At 60.8% G+C, this 590-nt stretch carries 1 protein-coding gene; it reads right to left on the minus strand.

The genetic code is table 11. The features are described 5' to 3' along the window. Nucleotides 1–305 (minus strand): TetR/AcrR family transcriptional regulator (locus tag IPF36_RS34255; protein ID WP_218959788.1); only part of this gene is annotated, 305 nt, incomplete at its 3' end. Between the last annotated feature and the right edge of the window lie 285 nt (nucleotides 306–590).

The raw sequence follows: 590 nt of genomic DNA on the forward strand, positions 1-590 counted from the left end.
AGTCCGGGTTCTGCCATCAGTTCCTGCAGGCGGTGCGACGGGGTCAGCGCTTCCGATTCGACCAGTGCCGCCAGCATCTCTTCCTTGTTGCGGAAATAGTGGTAGACCGCCGACCGGCCGAGGCCGAGCGCTTGCGCGATATCGTTGATGCTGGTCTGGACATAGCCCTTGCTGTCGAAGAGCTCGGCAGCGATGTCGATCAACTGCTCGCGAACCAGCTCACGGCGGGGATTGGTCGCCCCGCGCGCCGAGCTATCGCGTTCAAGCGTTTCCGTGACAGTACTGCCAGCATCCATCTGTGCCATTCGCGCTATCCTGCTCAACGCCGAAACTCCGGTCCCTTGATGCGGGGAACAACCCGCGACCGAAACGCCTTCAACCGGGAGTCGAATCGACCGAAGCCGCCGGAGCCCTTGGTCAAATCGATTATAATACGGTTCGCGCCTTCATAAGACTGCAAAAGTGCAGAAAACGTATAACAGCCTGCCGGCATCATGATGCTCCCGCAAAGACTTCGCCGGAGAGCGGCGAAAAATGCGGGGCGCCGAACATCGGCCGCCGAGAGACTGGACGCCGGCCATCGGCGTCGA

Origin of the sequence: Cupriavidus sp. IK-TO18, assembly GCF_015549295.1 — a bacterium.
Taxonomy (GTDB): domain Bacteria; phylum Pseudomonadota; class Gammaproteobacteria; order Burkholderiales; family Burkholderiaceae; genus Cupriavidus; species Cupriavidus oxalaticus_A.